General features: G+C 74.2%; 8 protein-coding genes. All 8 read left to right on the forward strand.

Annotated features, from left to right (window positions below):
* The coding region (locus AOJ26_RS27495) for a polysaccharide deacetylase family protein (RefSeq protein ID WP_053851050.1) at positions 1 to 707 on the forward strand (707 nt) is incomplete at its 5' end.
* A gap of 9 nt (positions 708 to 716) precedes the next feature.
* Positions 717 to 896 carry a hypothetical protein gene (locus AOJ26_RS27500; RefSeq protein ID WP_053851051.1) on the forward strand — a complete coding sequence of 60 codons (180 nt, stop codon included), beginning with the start codon at positions 717 to 719 and terminating at the stop codon, positions 894 to 896.
* A gap of 16 nt (positions 897 to 912) precedes the next feature.
* Complete coding sequence (locus AOJ26_RS27505; RefSeq protein ID WP_053851052.1) at positions 913 to 1629, forward strand: aminoacyl-tRNA hydrolase; 717 nt, start codon at positions 913 to 915, stop codon at positions 1627 to 1629.
* Complete coding sequence (locus AOJ26_RS27510) at positions 1626 to 2228, forward strand: TetR/AcrR family transcriptional regulator (RefSeq protein WP_053851053.1); 603 nt, start codon at positions 1626 to 1628, stop codon at positions 2226 to 2228. Before AOJ26_RS27505 ends, AOJ26_RS27510 begins: the two co-directional genes overlap by 4 nt.
* Before the next feature lie 89 nt (positions 2229 to 2317).
* Positions 2318 to 2725 (forward strand): hypothetical protein, encoded by a 408-nt coding sequence (locus AOJ26_RS27515; RefSeq protein ID WP_063790327.1) that lies wholly within the window; start codon positions 2318 to 2320, stop codon positions 2723 to 2725.
* Positions 2725 to 3324, forward strand: a complete 600-nt coding sequence (locus AOJ26_RS27520; RefSeq protein ID WP_053851055.1) for a TIGR03086 family metal-binding protein — start codon at positions 2725 to 2727, stop codon at positions 3322 to 3324. Before AOJ26_RS27515 ends, AOJ26_RS27520 begins: the two co-directional genes overlap by 1 nt.
* A gap of 268 nt (positions 3325 to 3592) precedes the next feature.
* Positions 3593 to 4897 (forward strand): DUF692 domain-containing protein, encoded by a 1305-nt coding sequence (locus AOJ26_RS27525; protein ID WP_053851056.1) that lies wholly within the window; start codon positions 3593 to 3595, stop codon positions 4895 to 4897.
* Positions 4898 to 4999: 102 nt separating this feature from the next.
* Positions 5000 to 5713, forward strand: a 714-nt coding sequence (locus AOJ26_RS27530) for a DUF4142 domain-containing protein (RefSeq protein WP_053851057.1), incomplete at its 3' end; no start/stop codon positions are given.

Here is a 5713-nt window from a genome sequence, read left to right on the forward strand (position 1 = left end):
TTCTTGAAGACGGCGGTCCGGCCCCCGGTCCCGGGGGCCTGACCCCCGTCTTCAAGAACGGCTCCCGGGACCGCGGCAGGACCGTCGCGCTCACCTTCGACGCCGACATGACCGCCGACCAGGGGGCCCGGGCGGTCGCCGGCGAGCACTTCGACAACCCCGGTCTGATCGCCGCCCTGCGGGAACTGAGGGTGCCGGCCACCGTCTTCATGACCGGGCGATGGGCCGAGGAGTACCCGGACCAGGCCCGTTCCCTCGGGCGCGACCCGCTCTTCGAGGTCGCCAACCACTCCTACAGCCACTACGCCTTCACCGCCGACTGCTACGGGCTGCCGACGGTCCCCGGTGACCGGATGCGCGCGGACGTGGAGCGGGCGTACGCGGCGTTCCGGAGAGCGGGGGTGCCGGACGCGAAGCCGTACTTCCGCTTTCCGGGCGGGTGCTACGACCGTCGGGCGCTGAAGGCGCTGACCCCGGCCGGGGTGACCGCCGTGCAGTGGGACGTGGTGAGCGGGGACGCGTTCGCCACGGACGCCCGGGCCGTGTCCCGGCAGGTGCTGGAGGGCGTACGGCCGGGGTCGGTCGTGGTGCTGCACTGCACGCGCAGCGCCGCGCCGACGACGGAGCGGGTGGTGCGCACGGTGGTGCCGGAGCTGCGGGCGCGGGGGTTCCGGTTCGTACGGGTGTCCGAGCTGATCGGGTCCTAGGCTGGAGGCATGAGCGAGGACTACTGCACGATCGGCGACGTGCCGAGGCCGCCGGTCGCCGACGGGCCGCCGTACGCCGACTGTGTGCTGTGCCGGGAGCCGACCGAGTATCCGGAGTCGTACAAGGGCATCACGCTGTGCCCGGTGTGCGAGTGGCAGGAGGCTCAGCGGACGGCCTGTTCCGGGTGACTTTAAGGTTGTCCGGGTGAGCCACGACGTGACGCCCCCGACCGACAGCCCCTTCCGTTCCGAGCCGACCGCACGCGACCGGGCGCCCCAGTTCGTGCTGCCCCTGGTCGTCCGCATCGAGAAGAGCGCTCCACCCGCCCGCACCGACGCCCTGGAGACGGCCGCCCGCGCCGTTCTCGTCCTGCTCGCCGACGAGCGTTCGGCGGGTGACGGGGAGTGGGCCGAGGCCGTGCGGGACTGGCAGGACGCCCGGATCCGGAAGGTCGTACGGCGGGCGCGGGGGGCGGAGTGGCGGCGGGCCGAGGCGTTGCCGGGGATCACCGTGACGGGGAAGGCGGCGGAGGTGCGGGTGTTCCCGCCGGTACCGCTCGACGGGTGGCCCAAGGAGCTGGCCAGGCTCCAGGTCTCCGGCACGGATCTCGACGACCCCGAGCCGCCCGTCGAGGCGGACCCGGACGCCCCCGTGCTGTGGCTCAGCCCGGACCTCGACATGTCGGCCGGCAAGGCGATGGCCCAGGTCGGTCACGGCGCCCAACTGGCCTGGTGGGAACTGTCGGACGAGGAGCGGGTCGCCTGGCGGGACGCCGGGTTCCCGCTCGCCGTACGGACCGCTCCGCCCGGGCGCTGGGCCGAACTCACCGCCAGTGGGCTGCCGTTGGTGCGTGACGCCGGCTTCACCGAGATCGCGCCCGGCTCGTGCACGGTCGTCGCGGACCACCCGGCCCTGCGATGACCAGGGTCGACGGACGCGTCGAGCGGGGCAACCGCACCCGGCGGACCGTGCTGCGCCGGGCCGTCGACATCGCCTCGGTCGAGGGCCTTGAGGCGCTGTCGGTGGGGCGGCTGGCCGGTGAGCTGGAGCTGAGCAAGAGCGGGGTCTTCGCCCTGTTCGGCTCCAAGCAGGAGTTGCAGCTCGCCACCGTGCGGGAGGCTTCGCGGATCTTCGTCGCCGAGGTGCTGGAGCCGGTCGCCGAGGCGGCCGACGGGCTCGCCCGGCTGCGGGGCCTGTGCGAGGGCTGGCTGCGGTACTCCGAGCAGCGGGTCTTCCCCGGGGGCTGCTTCTTCTACGGGGTCATGGCCGAGTTCGACGCCCGTGAGGGCGCGGTCCGCGACGCCCTGATCGAGGCGCAGCGCGCCTGGCTCGCGGAACTGGAGCGGTGTGCCGAGCGGGCGAGGGCCGCGGGTGAGCTGGCGGCGGACACCGATCCGGCCCAACTCGCTTTCGAGATCGTCGCGTTGATGGAGACGGCGAACGCGATGTCGTTGCTGCACGGTGAGGCCGCGCCCTACGACAGGGCCCGGCGGGGCATCGCCTCCCGATTGCGGGCCTGACGCCTGAAGCCCCTGTCTCGGAGCGGATCCCGGCCGGGGCAGCGCGAAAACTAGTAGCACGATCGTTCGTTTAGTTTTAGAGTCGGAGCATGGGCACTCCTCGATCACGCGTCCTTCGCTCCCGCTGGAAGTCCGGTCCCGCCATCCCGCTCGACGACCGCGTGCTCGTCGCCGTCACCGACTTCACCGCCGACGGCCGCGGGCAGTCCCTCGCCGTCGCGCTGGCCGGGATGCGGCTGCGGCGCACCTGGCCGTCGACTCCCGGCGCGGTCGGGATGTGGCTGTGGGCGGACCCGCTCCGCCGGCGCTCCGGGTCCGTGTCCGTGTGGGCCGACGAGCGGGGGCTGAAGGAGTTCACCGGCCGGCCCGACCACGCGCGGATCGTCCGCGCACATCGTGGACGCGGTGAACTGCGGTCGGTCCGGCGGGAGTTCGAGGAGTTCGACCCGGATGCCGTGTGGGCGTACGCCCTGGACCTGATCGCCGAGGAGCACTGATGGATGTCGTCGCGCTGGACCGGATCGCCGTACAGGAGGCGTCGCGGGTGGTGGAGCTGGCCGGGGACGACGGGGACTGGGCGCGGGAGACCCCCTGCGCGGGGTGGGACCTGCGGCGGTTGGTGGCCCACATGACCGCGCAGCACCACGGGTTCGCGGCCGCCGCGCGGGGCGAGGGCGGCGATGCGGCGCACTGGCGGGAGCCCGGGGACCTGCGCGAGCCCGCCCGGGCGCACCGCGCGGCCGCAGCGGCGGTGCTCTCGACGTTCGCCGAACCGGGCGCCGCCGAACGGGAGTTCACGCTGCCGGAGCTGGGCGGCGCGTTTGCCGGCCGCACGGCGATCGCCTTTCACTTCGTCGATTACGTCGTGCACGCGTGGGACGTGGCGGCCGCGCTCGGTGTGCGGCTGCGCCTGACCGGCGAGGTGCTCGTCGCGGCGGCGGCCGTGGCCCGGCGCGTCCCGACCGATCCGGCAGGCCGGGGACCGGGGTTCGCGTTCGCGCCCGCCCTGAAGGTTCCGGAGCGGGCCGGGCCGCTGGAGGAAACACTGCGCCTGCTGGGCCGGGACCCGCAGACGTGGCCCGGCACGGGCGTGTGACACCGTCGGCCGTACCACGATCGGCTTTCACCTCGTCGACCACATCGCGCACGCACGGGACGTGGCCGCTGCGCCTGGCCGACGAGGTGCTCGTCGCGGCGGCGGCCGTGGCCCGGGACGGGCACGTGAGCGCATCGGCCGAACCTCAAATGTTGCTCTGAAGGTTCTGCCGGCACGGTTCGCGTCCGGTAACCGGGGCCATACCTCCGTCACACCGGGCGGGCGACGACCGGAGCGGGTGCGGGAGCGGCCGAGGAGGGGACGGACCATGGAGCGACTGGGCACGGGGATCGGGTGGCGGCCGGAGATCGCGGACGCCGTGGAGGCCATGCCCGGCATCGACTGGGTCGAGGCCGTGGCCGAGAACGTCTGCCCCGGGCACCTGCCCGAGTCGCTGCTGCGGCTGCGCGAGCGCGGGGTGACCGTGGTGCCGCACGGCGTCTCGCTGGGCCTGGGCGGCGCCGACCGGCCCGACGCCGGGCGGCTCCTGGCGCTCGCCGAGCGGGCCGAGGCGCTGGGCTCACCGCTGGTCACCGAGCACATCGCGTTCGTCCGGGCGGGCGGCCCGCTGACCGCCTCACCGCGCCTGGAGGCCGGGCACCTGCTGCCCGTCCCGCGCACCCGGGACGCCCTCGACGTCCTCTGCGAGAACATCCGCATCGCGCAGGACGCGCTGCCCGTGCCGCTCGCCGTGGAGAACATCGCCGCGCTGGTCGCGTGGCCGGGCGAGGAGATGACCGAGGGACAGTTCCTGTACGACCTCGCCGACCGGACCGGGGTACGGCTGCTGATCGACGTGGCCAACCTGCACACCAACCACGTCAACCGCGGCGAGGACCCGGCCGAGGCACTCGCCGAACTCCCCCTGGAGGCCATCGCGTACGTCCATGTCGCGGGCGGGTTCGAGCGGGACGGGGTGTGGCACGACAGCCACGCCCACCCGGTGCCGCGCCCGGTCCTCGACATCCTCACCGACCTCGCGTCCCGGGTCTCGCCGCCGGGGGTGCTGCTGGAGCGGGACGAGAACTTCCCCGAGCCGGCCGAGCTGGAAGGGGAGTTGGCGGCCGTCCGGGAGGCGGTGGAGAAGGGGGCCGGTACCCGGGCCGGCGGTGCGTGGCGTGCCACCGGGTCCGGGGAGCCGTCCGGTGTCCCGACCGAGCCCGCCCGGCAGCGCCTCGCGCTCGCCCAGACCGCGCTGCTGTCCGCGCTCGTGGCCGGGACGCCGGTGCCGGAGGGATTCGACCGGGTGCGGCTGGGGGTGCAGGCGCGGGCGCTCGCGGGCAAGCGGGCGGACGTGGTGGCGAAGGTGGCGCCCGAACTGCCGGTGATCCTGGGGGCCGGGTACCGACCGGCGTTCCTGGCGTACGCGCAGGGGGCGCCGATGACCGGCGGATACCGGCGCGACGCCCTGGACTTCGCCGAACACCTCCTGCTGGGCGGGGAGTTGCGGGACGCGAGGGCGCGGCGCCAGCTGCGGGAGTGGTGGCTGGAGCGGTCCGGCCCGGCACCGCGGTCCCGGAGGCCGGGCATCCGGTTGGCCCGGGCCACGCGGAAGGTGCTGCTGCGGCGGTGAGGGGGCGGGGGTCCGGGACGGGAGGGCGGCACGAACCCGGCAGTAATATGTCCATCCCGCACCTCGAACCCACAAGCGTGCGGTGCCGTGACTGGAGGCACCATGCGACCGCGACCGCCCCTGAAGGGGCGAGGCATTTTCACCGGCACCGGGGTCATCATCGCCGGGCTGACGGCGACCCTCGTGGCCCTCCTCGTCCCGCTGTGGTCGTACGCCGACCGCTCCGGCACCGGACTGAGCGTGCTCAAGGCCGGGACCGTGACGACGCCGTACGGGCCGCTGTCCGCGCTGGACCGGGACTTCGTCACGAAGGTGCGGCTGGCGGGACTGTGGGAGCTGCCCGCGGGCCAGCAGGCCCAGCTCAAGGGGACGACGCAGGCCGTGCGGACGGCGGGGCAGCACCTCGTGCAGGGGCACACGTTCCTCGACGCACGCGTGCGTGACGTGGCGGCGAAGCTCGGACTCGCCCTGCCCAACGAGCCCAACGACCAGCAGAAGCAGTGGCTCGCCACCCTCGACCGGGCCGAGGGCGTCGACTACGACCGGCAGTTCGCCAACATCCTGCGCCTCGCGCACGGCAGGGTGTTCTCCGTCGTCGCCGAGGTCCGCGCGAGCACCCAGAACTCCCTGGTCCGCGCCCTGGCCGACGACGCCAACACCACCGTGCTGGACCACATCAGGATCCTGGAGGCCACGGGATACGTCGACTTCGGCGCCCTGGCCCAGGACATGGCCGCGGGCAGCACCCCGCCCGCCACCGACTTCCCCGCCCCGCCCGGCCCGACGGCCGATCCGGGCCGGGCGGGGCGGGGAAGT

The sequence above is a fragment of the Streptomyces sp. NRRL B-24085 genome (assembly GCF_001282115.1).
In the GTDB taxonomy this organism is placed as follows: Bacteria; Actinomycetota; Actinomycetes; order Streptomycetales; family Streptomycetaceae; genus Streptomyces.

Excerpts from the sequence above, each read along its gene's own strand:
- AOJ26_RS27500 (WP_053851051.1), top strand. The coding sequence starts at position 717 with ATGAGCGAGGACTACTGCACGATCGGCGACGTGCCGAGGCCGCCGGTC.
- AOJ26_RS27510 (WP_053851053.1), top strand. The coding sequence starts at position 1,626 with ATGACCAGGGTCGACGGACGCGTCGAGCGGGGCAACCGCACCCGGCGG.
- AOJ26_RS27515 (WP_063790327.1), top strand. The coding sequence starts at position 2,318 with ATGGGCACTCCTCGATCACGCGTCCTTCGCTCCCGCTGGAAGTCCGGT.
- AOJ26_RS27520 (WP_053851055.1), top strand. The coding sequence starts at position 2,725 with ATGGATGTCGTCGCGCTGGACCGGATCGCCGTACAGGAGGCGTCGCGG.
- AOJ26_RS27525 (WP_053851056.1), top strand. The coding sequence starts at position 3,593 with ATGGAGCGACTGGGCACGGGGATCGGGTGGCGGCCGGAGATCGCGGAC.